Annotated in this window: 7 protein-coding genes; 5 read left to right on the top strand and 2 right to left on the bottom strand. The window is 65.1% G+C overall.

Features of this window, described 5'->3' with window-relative positions; genetic code table 11:
* On the bottom strand, nucleotides 1–1,871 hold a 1,871-nt coding region (locus ACFULT_RS27105; protein WP_378483084.1), incomplete at its 3' end, for an AMP-binding protein.
* 177 nt (nucleotides 1,872–2,048) lie between these two features.
* The gene (locus tag ACFULT_RS27100; RefSeq protein WP_378483083.1) at nucleotides 2,049–2,918 is read right to left on the bottom strand and encodes an ABC transporter ATP-binding protein; all 870 of its coding nucleotides are present in this window, start codon (nucleotides 2,916–2,918) and stop codon (nucleotides 2,049–2,051) included.
* Between the two features lie 233 nt (nucleotides 2,919–3,151).
* On the opposite strand from ACFULT_RS27100, the gene ACFULT_RS27095 reads away from it, so the two are divergent.
* The 5 genes from ACFULT_RS27095 to ACFULT_RS27075 form a co-directional block, all read left to right on the top strand.
* Nucleotides 3,152–3,409 carry an MbtH family protein gene (locus ACFULT_RS27095; RefSeq protein ID WP_019667401.1) on the top strand — a complete coding sequence of 86 codons (258 nt, stop codon included), beginning with the start codon at nucleotides 3,152–3,154 and terminating at the stop codon, nucleotides 3,407–3,409.
* A 39-nt stretch (nucleotides 3,410–3,448) separates the two neighbouring features.
* Entirely contained in the window at nucleotides 3,449–4,519 is a 1,071-nt protein-coding gene (locus tag ACFULT_RS27090) for an ABC transporter substrate-binding protein (RefSeq protein ID WP_378483082.1), read from the top strand.
* A gap of 177 nt (nucleotides 4,520–4,696) precedes the next feature.
* On the top strand, nucleotides 4,697–5,668 hold the full coding sequence (locus tag ACFULT_RS27085; RefSeq protein WP_019667403.1) for an iron chelate uptake ABC transporter family permease subunit: 972 nt from the start codon (nucleotides 4,697–4,699) through the stop codon (nucleotides 5,666–5,668).
* A complete protein-coding gene (locus tag ACFULT_RS27080; RefSeq protein WP_378483081.1) occupies nucleotides 5,665–6,744 on the top strand; it encodes a FecCD family ABC transporter permease in 1,080 nt (359 codons plus the stop codon). The genes ACFULT_RS27085 and ACFULT_RS27080 overlap by 4 nt, the downstream gene beginning before the upstream one ends.
* Before the next feature lie 116 nt (nucleotides 6,745–6,860).
* The coding region (locus ACFULT_RS27075; protein WP_378483080.1) for an amino acid adenylation domain-containing protein at nucleotides 6,861–19,621 on the top strand (12,761 nt) is incomplete at its 3' end.

Below are 19,621 nucleotides of genomic sequence, written 5' to 3'. Positions count from 1 at the left end.
AAGACGGCGGGGGTTTTCTGCAGGATCCGATCACCGGGGCCGAGTGCGTAGTCTTCGGCCATCCAGGTGAGGCGGTTGATGATCGCCTGGTGGGAAATCATGACGCCTTTGGGGCGTCCGGTGGTACCGGAAGTGAACAGGACATACGCCGTGTCCGCCGGGGTCAGGGCCCGCGCCAACACCGGTGCTGCACGCTCGCCGCGTGCCAGGCGTGCCGAGACCGCCGGGTTGTCGAGGAACTCTGCGGTGATGACCACTGTGGGTGACGCGTCGTCGAGGATGTGCCCGACCCGCTCATCCGGGTAGTCGGGGTCGATGGGTACGTACGCTGCGCCGGCGCGGATGACGGCGTGCAGGGCGGTCACGAGGTCGATGCTGCGCGGGAGTTGAACGGCGACGCGGTCGCCGACCTGAACCCCACGTTCGATCAGTATGTGTGCGAGTGCGTTGATGCGTGCATCGAAGTCGGTGTAGGAGAACTCGGTTCCGCTGTCGTCGTCGATGACAGCGACCGCATCCGCCGACACATTCGCCTGCCGCCGAGTCAACACATCCACCGTCGAATCCGCCACCGGCACAACCGGACCCGCCGAGAGCGCCAGCTCAGCATCGATCACCCTCACCGACGCGATCCGAGTATCTGGAGCGGCCCCGAGTCGACCGAGGAACTGCACGAATCCATTCGCTGTGTCGACCACTCCGGAAGCCGCTAGTGCAGGATCGCTCGTAGCCACGTCCACAAGGAATCCGTGGACCGAATCGCGATACGCCATGAGGTCGAGGAACCCGACCGGTCCGCCGGCGATCGTCTCTTGACGCCCACGGATCGCGCCGAAGGACTGGTTGTAGTCGAATGCCTTGATGTTCAGCTGCGGAATCGCCTGGTAGTCGTCCGGCCCGTTCGGCCAGATGTGCGCCAGCTTCTCCCCAGCTGCGACGTGACGTGCAGCGGTTCGCAGTTCACTGTTCACCTGCTGCAGCAGTTCGCGCACGGTTGCCGACGGGTTCGGACGAAAGACCACGGGGGCTGCGCCGACGAGCATTGCCGGAGTCGTCAGGGCGGGTCGCCCGGATCGGTTCATCTGCGGGAATCGCACGGCGAACGCATCGCGGCCGACGAGGGATGCGGTGTACAGGCCCCAGCCCAGGGCGACAACATCGGACCAGTTCACGCGGGCAGCACGAGCCAACTGATCGATCGACTCGGCCACGTCCGCCGGGATGACGACGTGTGTTCGAGCGTCGGTCAGGAAGAACTGTCGGGACGCATCGAAGGTGACCGGAGTGATGTCGTCGACGGCTTCGAATCGTTGCACCCAATGGTCGTCGAGGTTCGTGTCGCGCGATTCTTCGAGTTCGGAGTACGCCCCGAACCATCGCGGCGGGATCGGCTCGTTACCGACGAGTGCGGTGTACACCTCGGCGACGCGGCGAGCCACCAATCCGAGGCCGTAAGCATCGAGGAGCAGGTGATGGGTGGCGAACTCCCACGCCCAGCCGTCGGCCCGGCGATGGATCACCGACACCGACTCGAATCGGTCGTCGCCTGCGCCGCATTCGTGGCACCTCGTCCACGCTTCGGCGCGGATCCGGTCATCCGGTCGATCGTGCTCGACCACGGTCGTCGTACCGACCGGCCCGATCTCCCGGTGCAGCATCGGTAGGCCGTCGGCGCCCTCGGCGGGGCGAAGGCCGAGGACGTCTGCTTCGGAGGTTGCGACGCCGATTGCGCGCTCCAGGAGCGGGGTGTCGATGTCGCCGTCCAGCCAGATCAGTTGGGAGATTCGGAAGGCGTCGGCGCCTGGTGTGACGTGCTCAGCGGTCCAAACGCCCAACTGCGCAGACGTCAGCGGAAGACGAACCTCGATCACACCGAACTCCTTCTCTAGGAAATGCTTAGCCTAACCTAACAGTAGGATTCCGAGTTTTGCGCGGAGGAGCGGCAGCGGGCGCAGCGGACCGTCCCACGGGCACGGCCCGGATGAAAGCGCGTCGTGTCGATCGGCGACAGGTAGGCGGTGCCGCCGAGGTCACAAAGAGGTCGGAGGTTACTCAGCCGTGTGCGGGATGCGCCGGCGGCCCAGCGGTGTGACCGCCGGTGTGCCCGTGACCGGGTCGGGCTGAACGATGCACTCGAGTCCGAACACCTCGTGTACGAGGTCGGCGGTGACGATGTCCGACGGCGCACCCTCGGCAACGATGGAGCCGTCCTTCATTGCGATGAGGTGGGTTCCGTACCGGGCCGCATGGTTGAGGTCGTGCAGTACCGCGACGAGCGTCCGGCCGAGGTGATTCAGGTCCGTGAACAGCTCGAGGAGTTCGATCTGGTGGGCGATGTCGAGGAAGGTGGTCGGTTCGTCGAGTAGCATGATTTCGGTCTCTTGCGCCAAAGCCATTGCCACCCAGACACGTTGGCGCTGTCCGCCGGACAGTTCGTCGACCGGTCGTCCGGAGAGTTCGGTGACGCCTGTCGCGTCCATTGCCGTCAGTACTGCCGCCTCGTCGGAGGCGGTCCACTGCCGAAGGAGCTTCTGATGCGGGAACCGGCCGCGGCTGACCAGGTCGGCAACGGTGATCCCGTCCGGCGCGAGAGCGCTTTGCGGCAACAGGCCGATGCGGCGGGCGACCTCCTTGGTCTGGTACGAGCGAATGTCCGCCCCATCGAGAATCACTTGCCCGGAGTTCGGCTTGATGAGCCGAGACAGTGCACGCAGCAGTGTCGACTTGCCGCACGCGTTCGGTCCGACGATGACGGTCAACGACTGGTCGGGAATCGACACGCTCAGTTGCTCGGAGATGACTCGTCGGTCGTAACCGATCGTGGCGGAATCGACGCTGAGTCGGTCGGTGGACGCCGGTGTGGGGGCTGGGCCAGGCGACGTGGATGGACCGACTTGGTGGATGGTCGTGTTCGGCAATCGTCCGGTCTTTCTATATGAGCCTGGCGGCCTTGCGCTTTCGAGATCGGCTCTGTCCGGACGAGCGGATCCGGCGAGCTCGGACCCAGGCGAGCGTGCAGTGCTGAAGGTAGCCTAGCCTTAACTGATCTTTGTTGCTACTGTTCGCTGCGATATGTCGCCATACGAGCACGTCCGTCGGTGACCGTCCGTGCGGCAACGCCGAGTAACTGCGCTCGAACCGAAGGAGAAATGTGGCGAACAACCCGTTCGACGACGACCAGGGCCGGTTCTTTGCGCTCGTCAACCATGAAGAGCAGTACTCGCTGTGGCCCACCTTCAAGCCGGTCCCGGGTGGATGGGCGATCGCTCACGGAGCCCCGGACGGTGCACCACGCGCGGAGGTGCTCGAGTGGATCGAACGAACGTGGACCGACCTGCGTCCCAAATCGCTCCGTGACGTGATCGCGCGGCGTGAGACCGGTGACGTCACGGCATCCGTGAACGTCTGACCGAACATCGAACCATCGAAGTACACGAGAGGAACGTCTATGAAAACGCTTGCCGCGCCTAGGCGCGCGACAGCATTGCTTGCAGGTTTGGTCAGTGTCGGTTTGGTGCTCGCGGGTTGCTCGAGCGACTCGTCCGACGGTGCCACGAACGGCGCGTCGAGCGACAGTGCGTCGAGCGACAGTGCGTCGAGCGACGGTGCGTTCCCGGTCACGATCGACGCCGCTTACGGTGACGTCACCGTCGAGGAGAAGCCCGAGCGGATCGTCGCTGTAGGAACCGACTGGATCGGACTGCTGGACGTCCTGGGCGAGAAGCCGATCGCGGTGTCGGGGGAAGCGTCCGACCTCGATGACTACCCATGGTTGCAGGGTCTGTACGACGGCGATTTCAACGCGGACCTCTACACGGCGGAGGGGATGGATTCGCCGGAGGCTATTGCCGCCCTGGATCCGGACCTGATCCTCACGAGTGTCTGGAGCGCCGACGAGCAAGTCTACGATCGTCTTTCTTCCATCGCACCCACCTATGTCGGTTTGGAAACGCAGGACGAAGGCGGCGACACCAGCTGGCAGGACAATCTGGCGTCTCTTGCGGCGCTCACCGGGCACGACGAGAAGATCGTCGACGAGACCGAGGCCAAGTACGAGGCCACATTGTCCGAGGCCGCTGCGAAACTACCTGGCCTGCAAGGTAAGACGTTCCAGCTGGGAGTGCTGGACGGGGACAATCAGCAGCTGTGGCTCACCGAGTATGCGAACGAGCCCATCGAGGCTCTTGGCTTGACGCCCGGAGACGGGCAGCCGACAGGCGAGGGCGACAGTGTCGCGGCGAACGCACCCAAGTACTCGCTCGAGAACATCGACCAGTTCTCCGCTGACGTCGTGTTCATCGTCACTCACGAGTACGCCGACCCGGAGAACACATTCAGGACAGCGTTCGAGGCCGATCCCCGCGTTCCCGAGCTTGCTGCCGCGAAGAACGGGACGCTCGTCTACCTCTACGGTCCGCAGTGGCTCGCGGTGAATCCGCCGACTCCGTCGAGCGTGCAGTGGTGGGTCGACGAGGTCGTCCCGCAGTTGGAGGCATCGGCGCTCAACACGGGCGCATAGGCCGGACCCATCTTCGTCCAGCCGCCTCGTAGCGCACGAGGCGGCTGGACGTGTGTCCACCACCAGAAAGCGAATCGAGTGACAACACGAACCGGTCATGCTCCTCCGCCTGCTGAAACGCCGGAGGGGGTTCGCCGTGCAACGGCGTCCACGAGCGTCGGGCGGCGCGCGATCGGATTGTTCATCGCGATCGCTTCACTCGTCGTCTTGGTGCTCCTGAGCATCGCCGTCGGATCGAAGGACATCCCGCTGTCGGTGGTGTTCGACTCACTCCTGCACAACACCGGCAAAGGCGACGCCTACGTCGTATGGGACATGCGCATTCCGCGAACCGCAGTGGGTCTCGCCGTCGGCGTCGCGCTCGGGGTGTCCGGTGCACTCATTCAGGCCTTGACGCGTAATCCGCTCGCTGATCCCGGCATTCTCGGGGTCAACGCCGGCGCCGAATTCTTCGTCGTCGTCGGCATAGCGGTGTTCGGTGTGACCACCGTCAGTGGATACGTCTGGTTCGCTTTCCTCGGCGCGTTGGTCGTCACCGTCGTTGTCTACGTGATCGGTTCGATGGGGCGCGGTGGAGCAGACCCGGTTCACCTGACGCTGGCGGGTGTCGCATTCGGAGCGGTCCTGTCCGGCATCGTTACCGGTTGGGTTCTCACCGATCCCAAGACGTTCGACCAGATGCGCAGTTGGTACGCAGGCAGCCTCGTCGATCGAGGCTGGGACGTTCTGTTGCCGGTGCTTCCGTTCTTGATCGTCGGAGTGGTGCTGGCCGCAATCGCTGCCAATTCACTGAACACCATCGCACTGGGGGACGACCTGGCGAGCGCGCTCGGCGCACACGTCAATCGCACACGCGTGATCGTGATCATCGCGGTGACGCTGCTGGCCGGCGGAGCGACCGCCATCGCCGGCCCGATCGGTTTCGTGGGCCTCATGATTCCGCACGTGGCGCGGTGGATCGTCGGCCCGGACCAGCGCTGGATCATCGGCTACACGCTCGTTCTCGCACCATCACTGCTGCTGGCCGCCGACATCGTCGGTCGCGTCGTCATCCGGCCGGGTGAGTTCCCGGTCGGCATCGTGACTGCATTCGTCGGCGCCCCGGTGCTCATTTATCTTGTCCGCCGAGCAAAGGTGAGTGGCCTGTGAGTTCAACAGGTCTCGAGACCGCCGCCGAACGGCAGGTGGATTTCGGACACCGCACGCTCGTGGTTCGCACCGGCGGTTGGGCCACACGCTGGCACGGCAGAAGTGTCCTCGTCTGCGCAGTGCTGGCGATTGCGACTCTCGCGGTGACGGTTTGGGCCTTGACTCTCGGCGATTACCCGCTGAGCCTCGCCCAAGTGTGGGCTGCTGTAACCGGAGATCCCGGTGCCGGTTTCGCTCGCACAGTCGTCGTCGAGTGGCGGGCGCCGCGGGCAGTCGCGGCGGTCGTGTTCGGCGCTGCGTTGGGGGTATCCGGCGCGGCTTTTCAATCGCTGATCCGCAACCCGCTGGCGTCACCGGACATCATCGGATTCAGCGCGGGGTCCTACTCCGGCGCGTTGGTCGTGATCATCTTGATCCACGGTTCGTATCTGCAGTTGGCCGCAGGGGCACTGATCGGTGGTATCGCGACAGCAGTCGTCGTCTACCTCCTCGCGTGGCGGGGTGGGGTACAGGGCTTTCGGCTGATCATCGTCGGAATCGCGATTTCTGCGATGCTGACCTCCCTCAATACGTGGTTGATGTTGAACGCGAAACTCAAGGTCGCCATGAGCGCCGCCGCGTGGGGTGCCGGATCGCTCACCGGCACGAGTTGGGGTCAAGCGCTGATCGGCAGCGGCGTCATCCTTCTGCTCTTCGGCGTGCTTGCCGTGTTTTCACCGGCACTCAAACAACTCGAACTCGGTGACGACGCCGCTCGGGCTACAGGTGCGCGTGTGGAACGTGTGCGCGTCGTCGTGCTCGTACTAGGTGTAGCGCTCACCGCGACCGTGACCGCTGCTGCAGGCCCGATCGTGTTCGTCGCGCTCGCGGCGCCGCAGATCGCCCGTCGACTGGCTCGTAGCCCGGGAGTCACCCTCGCGCCTGCGGCGTTCACGGGGGCATTGTTGCTCGCTGCCGCCGACGTCACGGCGCAGAATCTACTGCCGGTCGAGTTGCCGGTCGGTGTGGTGACCGTGGTTGCGGGAGGCGCATATCTCGTGTGGTTGCTCATCCGAGAGGTACGTCGTCGTCGCTGAGATCTGTGTCCTCGAAGGTACCGAGTTGGGCCACAGGCTATCGGCTTGACACCACACCCCGGCAAGCACCACAGTAGAAAAACAATAGGTTTGGCTAAGCTAACTCAGGGAGAATGATGACCGCGCCCGTCGATATCGCCGAGCTGCATCAACGGTGGAACGACCACACATCTCCCGCAGTGACCGCGACTGTTCCGGAGCTGTTCGCGGCGGCGGCTCGCGCAACCCCGGACGCTGTCGCTCTCGTCGACGGTGACCGCCGACTCACCTTTTCCGAACTGTCCGAGAGGGTCGCGCAGCTGTCGCACCGGTTGCTCGGCTCCGGGCTCGACACCGAAGGGGTCGTCGGAATCTGCCTGCCGCGATCGGCCGAGATGGTCGTGGCCGCGTTGGCCATCATGACTGCCGGCGGTGCGTTCGTGCCGGTCGACCCGCAGTGGCCCGCGGCTCGACGTGACCGCGTGATCGCGGACTCGGCAGCGCGGATCGCAGTCGTCTCGGCCCAGGACCAGCCGTCGCTACCGGTGGAATCGATCGAGGTGGACCTCGAGGACTGGCAGTACGGCGAATTCTCCTCCGTTGCACCGAACCTCGAGCTCGACGGCTCTCAGCTCGCGTACGTGATCTTCACTTCGGGATCGACCGGAACGCCGAAGGGCGCGATGATCCGTCATGAGGCGATCTGCGAGCGACTCACCTGGCAGCGGGACCACGTTCTCATGTTCGGCAACGACGATGCGTCGCTGTTCAAGGCGCCCCTGGCCTTCGACATCTCCGTGAACGAGATTCTGCTTCCGCTCGTGTCCGGCGGACGTGTCGTCGTCGCGGCGAACGGCAGTGAAAAAGACCCCGACTATCTGCTCGACCTCATCGCGCGCGAGCAGGTCACGTATCTGTATCTCGTCTCATCGATGCTCGATGCGCTCCTCGTGCTCGACCTCGAACGGTCGGCACGCGGCGCGTCGGCGCTCGAAGGCGTCCGGCACGTGTGGTGTGGCGGTGAAGTCCTCACCCCCGATCTCTTCAGCCGGTTCCGTGATCAGCTGACGACGACGCTCTACCACGGATACGGCCCTGCGGAAGCGACGATCGGTGTCTCGCACGTCATCTACCGAGAGCGGGCCGAGCGAATCGCGACGTCGATCGGTCGTCCCAATCCACACACCCAGCTCTATGTCCTGGACGAGGACCTCGAACCGACTCCGATGGGCACCGGCGGCGAGTTGTACGCAGCCGGATTCTTGTTGGGCCGTGGGTATGTCGGCAGTGGGCTGCTCACAGCCGGTAGCTTCGTCGCAAACCCGTTCGATGCCGACGGCTCGCGCATGTATCGCACCGGTGACCTCGCGCGGTGGACCGAGGACGGAATGCTCGAGTTCCTCGGTCGCGCCGACAATCAGGTCAAGATCAGGGGCCAACGACTAGAGCTGGAAGAAGTCGAAGTCGCGATCTCGGCGCATCCCGGGGTTCGTCGGGCAGCGGTGCTCGCGTTGGATCACCCGGCGGGTGGCAAGTTCCTCGCCGCCTACGTCACTGCTACAGGAGACTCGACCGCGAACTTCGTCGAGGTACTTCGGGCGCATGCCGTAAGCACGCTGCCCGAGTACATGGTCCCCTCGACTTTCACCGTACTGAGTGAGTTTCCGGTGACCGTCAACGGAAAACTCGATCGTCGGGCGCTACCTGCTCCTGATCTCGGAGCGGGCGCGGGCCTCAGCGGTAAGTTGCCGGAGACTGCAGCCGAACACACTCTTGCGCGTGTGTTCTCCGAGGTTCTACATCTCGGCGACGACGTCGTGCTCAGCGTCAACGACAACTTCTTCCGATTGGGTGGCCATTCACTGCTCGCGAGCGGCGTGGTCTCCGGAGTGAATGCGGCCATGGACGTGTCGTTGTCTCTGCGTGAGGTTTTCGACAATCCGACTATCGCCGAACTGGCTCGGGTCGTCGGGGATGCATCACGCGTCTCTCCGCCGGTGGTGCGGGTCGGTGACGTCGAGCGACCCGACGAGATACCGATGTCGTTCGGCCAGCAATCGCTGTGGCTGGCCGAGCAAGTCACGGACCGGACGATCTACCGCACGGTCGAGGCACTGCAGTTCCAGGGTCGCGAGTTCCAGGATCGCGAGTTCCGGGGCCGCGCAGACCTCGATGCGCTGCAGCAGGCAATTCACCTACTGGTCGAAAGACACGAAGTACTGCGCACCACCTTCGTCTTCGACGAAGAATCGTCGTCATTGATTCAAGTCGTGCACGAAGCTCGGCAGGGCCGGCTGGGAATCGAGGAGATCGAGCGCAGCAACCTCGACGCCCGCATCGGCGAACTGCTGATTGCGCCGCTGGATCTGGCGACCGACTTCGGAATGCAGTTCACGCTGTTGCGACACGAAGACGGCGATGTGCTGGTGACACATGCGCACCACATGGTCACCGACGAGAATTCGGTTGGGCCGTTCATCCGCGACCTGACGGCCTTCTACATCGGCGAACCACTGGAACCACTCGCGGTCCAGTACGCCGACTTCGCGGTGTGGCACCGCGACGTCCTCGGCGACCGAGACGACTCCGGTTCCCGTCATCAGGTCGAACTCGACTACTGGCGGGACCTGCTCGCCGGCCTTCCAGTCGAAACGCCGCTGCCGCTGGATTCTGCCCGCGGGGACACCGACGAGCGTACGATTCGGTCCGTCGAGGCAGTGCTGTCCAGCTCGGACACCGACACCGTCGACGATCTCCTGATCGAGCATCGGGCCACGCCGCTGCATGCAGTCATCACGGCGCTGTCACTCGCGCTGTGGAACGAAGGCGCCGGTGCGCACGTGCCGGTCGGTACTCCCGTGACCCTGCGCGACGAACCCGAATTGGCCGACCTCATCGGATATTTCGTCAACTCGGTGGTCGTGCGTGTAGATATCGATGCTGCGCTCGGCTTCGGGACCACGCTCAGCGACGTCCGGGACCGCCTCCTCGGCGCGGTGGAACACAAGCTCGTCCCGTTCGAGCACGTGGTCGAGGCCGTCAACCCGACGCGAATTCCCGGGCTGAGCCCGATCTTTCAGGTCATGGCTGCTTTCCGTGACAATCGCGAGGTTCGCACGTATGCGGACGCGGCTCTCGCGCCGCTACTTCCGGCTGAGGACAGCGTCGACGACGCGGTCCCGGCGCTGTACGACCTGGTGTACTCACTCGACCGTCGACCCGATGGAACCCTGAGTATCGGACTCGATGCCACCCGCGAGCTGTTCGTCGAGGAGACGACATCACGTTTGCTCGAATCCGCTCGACTCTTCTTGGTTCTGGGTGCGCGCCACCCTGACTTAGCGGTCCGCCAGCTGGCCCAGTTCGTTCGCGCGGCGCTTCGTGGCGGCACGGAGTCGCCCGCCGCTGGTGCGTCAAGATTTCGAATTCAGCTGCCAAACTTCGATATTGGCGATGACTCGCTATGGCACGCGGCGACCACGCACCTCACGCTCGCGGCCCCGCACCTTGCATCCCTTCGGTTGGGCGTCCGAGACGACGGCAGCGGTGAACTGACAGCGGACGTGGACAACCCCACGCTTCTCGACGATGCACGAGAGGTCGTGACGGCCCTCGTCGGCGCCTACCGTGCGGGTACTGCGATGGAGGTCGTCGCGGTTTCGATCGACCGGGATTTGCGTTCCGACGAGGTCTGGACCGCGGTTCTCGACGATCCGTTCTGGGAGGACTGGGTCGACGAACTTGCCGATCACGACGGCGGTGAGCCGGCTCGCGGGCCGGTGGAGTCTGCGTGGCAGAACTCGACCATCACAGTCGAAAAGAACGCCGAGGGTGCGGAGTTCACGCGGGCAGCGATCGTTGCCGCGGTGGTTCGTGCTTTCGAGGCGATCGATCTCGTCGACGGCAATCTTGTTCTCGAGGTTGCGGAACCGTTGAACGCCGGCACTGTGATCGGTTTGCCTCTTGTCCTCGACGACGTTCAGCTTGCCGCAGATCTCACGGGTTCGTCGATTGCAGCACACCTTTCGCCGATCCGCGAGCGAGCCGCGGACTATGCAGGGCTTTCCAACCATTCCCGGTTCGGTTCATTCTTCGACGACCTTCCGACGCCGCACGCGCGGGTGAGCGTTTTCACGACCGATGCCGATAGTGCAGCGACAGGGCCGGCGACGATGCCGGTCGCCGTACGCGTACTGGTCGGAGTGTCGAGCACCGAGTCGGGAACTCGATCGGTGAGGGTCGAGGTCGACACCGACGCCACGGTTGTCACGCCGGCCGACGAAATCGTGGCAGCTATCGTCGACGAGATCTCAGTCGCAGTCATCGCGGCGGCTCCGTCATCCGGCGCAGGCTCGTCGTTCGGTGTGCGTCGCGCGGACCGCTTGACCCTCTCCGCCGCGGACGAGGGCAGCGTCCGCGCGCGCTACGGTACTGGCGCCGAACTGCTTCCGCTGTCACCTCTTCAGCAGGGCCTGCTGTTCCACATGGTCCGAGCCCGTGAATCGGGCGGGCACAACTCGTACATGTCGCAGGTGACGCAGGGCGTCGTCGGCACCCTCGATCCTGACCGACTGGTGGCGGCGGTTCGCACAGTGCTCGGGCGCTATCCCAATCTTCGTTCGGCGTTCCTGCCGTCCGGCGAAGCGCAGGTCATCCCGCCGGTCGCCGACGCACCGATCCGGATCATCCGACTGGAGCAGTGGCGCGAACTGGGCGTCGAGACAACGGATTTCCTTGCCGAAGAATGCGATGTGCCGTTCGATTTCGAAACGCCGCCGCTCATTCGCTTCACACTCATCGAGCACGGTATCGACGAGTGGAAGCTTGCGATGACGTTCGAGCACATCCTGCTCGACGGCTGGTCGACGAGTGCCGTTCTCGACGAGATCTTCGATACCTACCGAGACCCCGAGTATTCCGCGCGAGTGCGGCCGGCGTCGTTCCGCAGTTACCTCGACTGGCTGTCCGATCAGGACATCGACGCTGCTTACCGCGCGTGGAGTTCGTACCTCGCCGAGCTGTCCGGCCCGACGCTCGTCTGGCCGGCCGGGGTTGCCGCCGGTGAAGGGCGCGACGGATCGGGCGAACTGCATCGCGATCTCGACAGTGCCGCCGCAGCCGCAGTACATGCCGCCGCGCGGGCGTCCGGCGTCACCGTCGGCACGGTGCTTCAGGCAGCGTGGGGCGTGACGCTCGGGCAGTTGGTCGGCAGCAACGATGTCGTGTTCGGAAACACCGTCTCCGGACGTCCCCCGGAGCTCGCCGACTCCGATCGAATCGTCGGACTGCTGTTCAACACTGTCCCGTTGCGAGTGAGCTTTTCACCGTTCGACTCGGTACGAGCCCTGCTCACCCGCGTGCAGCACGAGCAGTTGCAGGTGATCGATCATCCCTATGCGTCGCTGACCAAAATCCAGGCCGCGGCCGACATGTCCACGATGTTCGACACGCTGTTCGTGGTGCAGAACCTTCCTTTCGAGGAAGAGGCCGCCCCGGGCGAGTTCGAGCTCGTGACGACGGAGGTCGATGACGAGACGCACTATCCGGTCACGTTCGCGATCGATCCGTCCGAGGTCGACGGTGAGACCGTTGTGCATGTTCGGCTGGTGTACCGCCACGATGCGTACACCGAGGCGTCTGCGCTGGAACTGCTCGAACGGTTCCTGCAGGTGCTGGTCGCGCTCGTACAGAACCTCGACGGTCCGGTCGGGCAGCTTTCCGCCCTTCTGGCCGACGAAGCAGTGCCGCACACCGGCATCGCGGCCGACCTGGTCCGCGAGGTCCCGACCGTGACGGTTGCGGATCTGCTCGACGAGCAGGTCCACCTGTCCGGGGCGGAGACCGCACTGGTCGCGGGGGACCGCGTTCTGACGTTCACGGAGTTCGCAGCGGAGGTCAATCGGTACGCTCGGCTACTTCTCGAGGAGGGTGTCCGGTCCGAGCATCGCGTCGCGCTCCTCCTACCACGTGACGAGCGCATGGTCATCGCGATGTTCGCGGTGTTCGCCGTCGGTGCGGCGTATGTGCCGATCGACAGAGCGCTGCCCGACGATCGCATCGGCTACATGCTCGGTCTCGCGCGTCCAACGGTGACGTTGGTGACCGGTCGGGACGCGAGCCGAATCGGTGACACCCGCGGCGTCGACCTCGACGATCCCGCCACCCGCGACCGCATTGCGGCCCTCGACTCGAGCCCGATCGGAGATGCCGACCGCGGTGGCAGGATCGAGCTCGATCACCTTGCGTACATCATCTTCACCTCCGGCTCGACGGGCCGGCCGAAGGGCGTCGCCGTGGGCTACCGCGGCCTGACGAACATGTACGTCAACCATGTCGAGAAGATCTTCGACCGTGTCGTCGCGCATCAGGCCGGACGACGTATGAAAATCGCGCACACCACGTCGTTCTCGTTCGATGCCTCGTGGGAACAGCTGTTCTGGCTGCTGAACGGCCACGAGGTGCATGTCATCGACGACGAACTGCGCCGCGACCCCCACGGATTGCTCACGCATTACGACCGTACACGCGTCGACGGATTCGATGTCACGCCGTCGTACGGGCAGGTGCTGGTCGACGAAGGCCTGCTCGAACGTGATCGTCCGGCGGGACGATCGGTGTCGTCCGATGCACCGGGAGTCGTGTTCGTTTCGCTCGGTGGTGAGGCCGTGCCGGAGCGGTTGTGGCGGCAGTTGCGCGACGCTCCCGGGGTCGAGTCGTACAACCTGTACGGCCCGACCGAGTACACGATCAACGCGCTCGGCGCAGACCTTGCCGACAGCGATGCACCGAGCGTGGGCACCCCCATCTTCAACACGCGTGCGTACATCGTCGACGGAAACCTTCAGCCGACGCTGCCTGGCGTTGCAGGTGAGCTGTATCTGGCCGGCGCGGGTATCGCGCGCGGCTACTGGGGACAGGCCGCCCTGACGTCCGAGCGTTTTCTCGCGTGCCCGTGGGAACCGGGCGAGCGCATGTACCGCACCGGCGACCTGGCCCGTTGGAACTCCTCGGACAACATCGATTACCTCGGTCGCGCCGACGAGCAGGTCAAGATCCGCGGCTATCGAATCGAACCCGACGAAGTTCGGGCGGCGCTCGAAACTCACCCGGACGTGGTGTCCGCGGCGGTCGTCGCGGCGGATCATCCTGGTGGCGGAAAGACGCTCGCCGCGTATTACACGGCCACCGACGATCTGAGCACGGTCTTGCGCACGCACGCGGAAGAACACCTGCCCGAGTACATGGTGCCGAGCAGTTACACCCGGGTGGATTCCTTCCCGCTGACACCGAACGGCAAGCTCGATCGACGCGCTCTGCCCGCGCCGGAGTCGGCGCCGACGGGTGGTTCGGGACGAGCCGCGGAGACCGACACCGAACGCACACTCACCGAGATCTTCCGGGACGTGCTTCGCCTGTCGGCGGACGCCGCCTTCTCTGTCGACGACGACTTCTTCCGTCTGGGTGGTGACAGCATCCTGTCGATCCAGGTGGTGTCACGGGCTCGGCGCGCCGGCGTCACCATCAAGGCGTCCGAGGTCTTCACCGCGCGAAGGGTCTCGGCGCTGGCCCGACTGGCCGATGCGCGCGCCGCGGAGGAATCGACTGGCGCCCGGCCCGACGTGCTCTCGTCGGGTCTGTGGCCGATTGCGGTTCCCCTGGTGGATTCACCGACCTTCGGTACGTTCGTGCAGTCCGCAGTCTTCGTCACACCCGCGGGTGCCGACGAGAAACTCGTGTCGCGGGTACTTGGCCGCGTTGTCGATCACCACGCAGCACTGCGCGGCAGATTGGTGCGAGACGGGCTCGCGCGAGAGGGGCAGTGGCGGTTCGAGGTGACACCGCACGGCGCGACGGACGAACGGCTGGGCTCCGAGACGACGCCGCGCCTGTGGTCCGATCCGCAATGGGTCGAGCGTGTCGGCGAGTTGGTCGCCGAGTTCGGACAGTCGATGAACCTGCAGGACGGTGTGCTGTGGCAGGCGCGCTGGGTGACCAGCGATGCCGAGCCCACCGGGCGACTGGTGCTCGTCATCCACCATCTGGTCGTGGACGGTGTGTCCTGGCGCATCATCGGTGACGACTTGACCCATGCGTGGGAGTTGGAAACCGGCGTTGCGACGGATCCGCTACCTGCAGTGGGTACGTCACTCGCGGCATGGTCGAGTGCGCTGGCCTCGCGTGCTCGTGACGCGGACCTTCTCGCTCAAGCCGACTACTGGTCGGCGTCGGAGATCGACGAACCGCTGTTGGGTTCACGTGAACTCGACCCCGCGATCGACACCACCGAGACGGCGGCCGTGGCCGCCGTACGCGTGCCGTCTGCGTTGACGTCGGCGTTGCTTACCGACGTGCCCCATGTGCTCTCGGCCGAGATCAACGACGTCCTGCTCGGCGGTTTGGCGATCGCGGTCGGAGCATGGCGCGGCAGACGGGGAACGACCGACAAGCGGCTGCTCATCGGACTCGAGGGCCATGGAAGGGAGGAGAACATCGTTTCCGGTGCGGATCTGTCGCGCACCATCGGCTGGTTCACGTCGTTCTTCCCCGTGGTGCTCGATACCGCAGATGTCGATCCGGTCCTCGCCGTCCTCGACCCGAAGAGCGCGGCGGAGGCAGTGCTCCGGATCAAGGAGCAACTCGCTGCGGTCCCCGACCGCGGTATCGGCTTCGGAATGCTGTGGCAGCTCAATTCCGAGGTGGGCGAGCGGCTGGGGTCCGGGCGCGGTCCACAGATCGGGTTCAACTACCTCGGTCAGTTTGCCGGCGGAGATGCTTCCGATGAGAACGCGGCGTGGGATCTTGCACCGGAACTGCCGGGTATCGACGCGTACGAGACATCGGGTCAGAGCATCGACTCGGCGGCCGATATCAACATCGCAGCGGTACCCGAAGGCGACGGGTGGACTCTCAGAGGCGATATCGCTTATGCGTCCGGTGTCCTGTCCAAGGACGAGGTCGACGAACTCGTCGAGCTGTGGGTTCAAGCATTGAGTTCACTCGCCGAGTACGCACGCTCAGCGGTCCTGGTTCGACGATCTCCGTCGGACGTGCTCGCGCGCGGCGTGACGCAAGCCGATCTCGAGCGCTGGGAGGGCATCTATGGCGAGCTGGCCGATGTGCACCCCTTGACACCGCTGCAGCACGGGCTCGTGGTGGAGTCGATGCTCGGGTCGAGTGACGGGGGAGTCGACGTCTACGCTGCCCAGACCGTGTTCCACCTCGACGGTGCCGGCGAGCCGGAGCGATTCCGGGTTGCGCTGCACCAACTGCTCGAGCGGTTCCCGAACTTGAAGATCGCGATTGCTTCCACGTCCGGGGGCGAGTCCGTTGCAGTCGTGCCGACCGCGGTGGACATCCCGGTCACGGTCATCGACGTCGCCGACATGTCCGACGTCGAAGAGATCGCCCAACGTGACCGCGCGACCCGGATCGACTTCTCTCGGGCGCCGTTGGTGCGCGCGACGGTCGTGCGGTATCGGGCCGGCCACGCGTTCATCCTGTCGATTCACCACGCGCTCGTCGACGGTTGGTCCATGGTCCGACTTCTCGAAACGATGTGGGAGGCGTACGGACGGCCGGCCGACGTGGTCGAACCGGATCTGTCGTTCGCGAAGTTCCTGTCCTGGATGACGGCACGCGATGCCCAGGCTTCGCTGCAGCGGTGGGCCGACGTGCTCGCCCCGGTCTCGGAGCCGACCCTCGTTGCGCCCGAGGCTGGTTCGAGCGTCGCGGGACTGCCCGAGGACATCGTGGTGGAACTCGACGCCGACACCAGCGCAGCTCTTGCCGATGTGGCCCGATCTGCCGGTGCCACGATGAGCAGTCTGCTGCAGACGGTCTGGGCGGTGTTCCTGAATACGATCACCGGCCAGGACACGGTTGTATTCGGTGCCGTTGTGTCGGGCCGTCCCCCGGAGGTCGACGGGGTCGAGGACGCGGTGGGCTCGTTCATCAACACGGTTCCGGTGGTCGTGCCGCTGGAGGGCAGGCTCAGCCTTGCCGACGCGGTGCGCCGGGTGCAGGACCAGAACTCCGCGCTGATCGAGGATCATCAGGTATCGCTCGCCGAGTTGCAGCGTCTGAGCGGGCACCAGCCGCTGTTCGACACGTTGATGGTCTACCAGAACTACCCGTCGGACTCCGAGACGCTCGAACTCGTCCGGGACAACGCCGGAATCACGATTCTCGGTGAGTCGGGCCGGGAAACGACGCACTACCCACTCACGTTCGCCGCGCAAGCGGGCGCCGAGACGTGGGTGCGGTTGTCGTATCGGCCCGATCTGTTCGACACCGACGTTGCCGCGCAGTTCACGGCAGTTCTCGAGCGCGTCGTCGAGGTGTTCGCAACCGACCCGGACCGCTCGATCGCTTCCCTGGACGTGTCTTTCGCGCGCGAAGTCCCGGCGGAATGGTCGACGGGACGGGTGTCCGAGGTCCCGGGTTCGACGTTGGATGCAGTCATCAAGGACCGTGTGGCTGCATCTGCGGATGCGGTCGCGGTCGTCGACGACAGTGGAACCGAGTGGTCCTACACCGAGTTCGATCCGCGGGTCAACGCTTTGGCACACGTGCTGATCGAACGTGGTGTGCGGGTGGGGGACCGGGTCGCAGTGCAGCTGCCCCGCAGTGTCGATCTGGTGACTGCCCTGCTCGCGGTCATACGGGCCGGGGCAGCGTATGTGCCGATCGATCCGGAGTACCCGAGCGAGCGGATGGGGCACATCCTCGCCGACGCCACCCCGAGGGTGGTCATCAACGGTGACTTCCTCGACGACCCCGCGGTATCTGCACGACTGGTACGTGGGGAGCGTGCGGCGCCGGTGTTGGCGCGCGCCCTCACCCCGGCGGATACGGCGTATGTCATTTTCACCTCTGGCACCACGGGCCGCCCGAAGGGGGTCATGGTCTCCCATCAGGCGATTGTGAATCGTCTCGCGTGGATGGCCGAAGACTACGGGATCGGCTCCGGTGATCGGATCCTGCAGAAAACGCCTGCTGTCTTCGATGTGTCCGTCGGGGAGTTCTTCCTTCCGTTCACTGTGGGCGCTACCTTGGTCGTCGCGAAAGACGGTGGCCACAAGGACCCCGATTATCTGGCCGACGTCATCGACCGCCATCAGGTCACGGTGCTGCATTTCGTGCCCGCCATGCTCGCGGCGTTCCTCGGGTCGACTCCCGACCCGGACCGGTTGGCGTCGGTGCGGTGGCTGTTCTTCTCCGGCGAAGCACTCCCCGCCGCGAACGCCGCCGCCGCAGACCGACTCTTCGCCGGAGCCGAACTGCACAACCTCTACGGCCCGACCGAGGCCGCCGTCGAAATCACCACCACACCCGTTCACGCAGACGCGCTGGCTGATGTGGTGACCGTGCCGATCGGTACACCGGTAGCGAACACACACGTGTGTGTCCTCGACACCTGGCTCCGACCGGTACCCGTCGGCATCACAGGAGAGCTCTACCTCGGCGGCACCCAACTCGCCGACGGCTACATCAACCGACCCGACCTCACCGCCACCCGCTTCATCGCCGACCCCACCGGATCCGGCGAACGCCTCTACCGCACCGGCGACCTCGTCCGCTGGAACCACGACGGCCAACTCGACTACCTCGGCCGCACCGACGACCAAGTCAAGATCCGCGGCTACCGCATCGAACTCGACGACATCCGCACCGTCCTCGAACAGCACCCCGCCGTATCGACCGCCATCGTCATCGCCGCCGAACACCCCGGAAACACCAACGGCAGCGGCACCGGAAAATACCTCGCCGCCTACCACACCAGCACCACCGACAATGAGGCCACCGACGATGAACTACGGGCATTCCTCACCGACCGACTACCCGACTACATGATCCCCACCGTCTTCATCCCCATCACCACCGTCCCCGTCACCCCCAACGGCAAACTCGACCGCCGGGCACTCCCCACACCCGACCTGACCAGTGCGCTGGCCGGTGGAACAGCACCCACCACCGCAACAGAAATCACCCTCACCACCATCTTCACCGACGTACTCGGACTACCCAGCGATGCACCCTTGTCCATCGACGACGACTTCTTCCGCCTCGGCGGACACTCCCTGACCGCCACCCGCGTCGCCGCCCGCATCAACGCCGAGCTCGGCACCTCCCTGACCCTGCGCGAAGTGTTCACCACCCCCACCATCACCGGCCTCGCGCACCTCGTCGACACCACCATCGCCACCCTCGACACCACCGTCGACGGCGCCACAGCACACCTGTCACCAGTACGCATCACCGACATCCCGCTCACCGACCCGATCCCCGCCTCCTACGGCCAACAAGCACTCTGGATCATCGACCAACTCGGCGGACCCGCCTCCCAGTACGTCGTCCCCACCCTCTGGACCCTCACCGGAAACCTCGACACCGCCGCGTTCACCACCGCCATCGCCGACCTCGTCACCCGCCACCACCCCCTGCGCACCCTGCTCGTCGAACACGACGGCACCCTCACCCAACACATCATCGAACCCGCCCACATCCCCGAACGACTCACCATCGAGATCACCGACCTACGCGGCACCGACAACACCCACCCCCACACCGATACCGACCCCGACACCTATATCGCCGCTCTCATCAACACCGGATTCGACCTCGCTACCGACCTCCCCCTCCGCGTCGCCATCCTCCGCACCGCCGACACCGAATGGACCATCGCCCTCATCGCGCACCACCACGCGATCGACGAATGGTCCACCCCCGCCCTGCTCACCGACCTCGCCGCCGCCTACACCGCACGACAGGCCGGCACCGCCCCGACCTGGACACCACTACCAGTCACCTACGCCCACTACGCCACCTGGCAACGCACCACCCTCGGCGACGCCGCCGACCCCACCCCCGAACTCTCCCGCCACCTCGACTACTGGCG

The organism is Rhodococcus sp. NPDC057297 (assembly GCF_042667435.1).
Classification (GTDB): domain Bacteria; phylum Actinomycetota; class Actinomycetes; order Mycobacteriales; family Mycobacteriaceae; genus Rhodococcoides.
This window is presented reverse-complemented; position numbering and strand designations above follow the sequence as displayed.

Coding starts and splice junctions, on each gene's coding strand:
- ACFULT_RS27090 (WP_378483082.1), top strand. CDS start 3,449: ATGAAAACGCTTGCCGCGCCTAGGCGCGCGACAGCATTGCTTGCAGGT.